A 906-nucleotide genomic window follows, 5' to 3' on the forward strand; every position below is an offset into this window, starting at 1 on the left:
CAGGCCTTTAGCCATTTACTCTTAACCCGATTTTATACAAAACCGGGTAAATCACTTGCCATTTATATGGCAGACTTTTTCCTGTCCGCGTATTATGTGGCCATGCCTACTATTTTCCTATTCAACAAGCCTTATCACACACTATCTCAGTTTACTGATAATGAGGGCCGCTCAACGCTTTCAAACTTTATTAAAACCCCCAAAATATACCCCGCCGGCAGACTGGACTACGACTCAGAAGGACTATTGATCTTAACTGGCGATGGGCAAATGCAAGCTCGAATTGCCGACCCGAAACACAAGCTCCCCAAGACCTATTGGGCACAGGTAGAAGGGGAGATTAGCGATGAAGCCCTTAACAAATTGCGTAATGGGGTAACACTTAAAGATGGGCTAACACGTCCAGCTATTGCCGAACGAATTAAAGAGCCCTGCTTGTGGCCGAGAACCCCACCAATAAGGCAGCGCGCAAATGCTCCAACATCCTGGCTGGCATTAACGATCACCGAAGGAAAAAACCGCCAAGTGCGACGAATGACTGCTGAAGTCGGCTTCCCAACACTCCGCCTGATTCGCGCAGCAATTGGCCCCTGGTCTATCGACAACCTACAACCAGGCGAACATAAAAGCCTGGAAGTTCACCTACCTAAGCAACGAGAAAATAAAAAACATTCTTCTCGTAATAAAGGACGCACCCATTCAAGCAAAAAGAAGCATCCACACAGAAAAAAACCTAGTTAGCACCAGTGCGATACGGCACATAAATAAACTAAACACCACTTCAAAGCTAATTTGCTAAGCATATAGGCAAGATTTTTGGCTTATAAAAATTTAGGTGCTATCATTCGAGCCATAATAAGCAATAATAAATCATAGACTTACTAACCACGCTTTTTCTAACGAGTC

1 protein-coding gene is annotated in these 906 nt (G+C 44.4%); it reads left to right on the plus strand.

Annotated features, from left to right (window positions below):
• Positions 1-741, plus strand: a 741-nt coding sequence (locus A3766_RS07865) for a pseudouridine synthase (RefSeq protein ID WP_369808609.1), incomplete at its 5' end; no start/stop codon positions are given.
• Positions 742-906 lie beyond the last annotated feature (165 nt).

Source organism: Oleiphilus sp. HI0132, assembly GCF_001635845.1.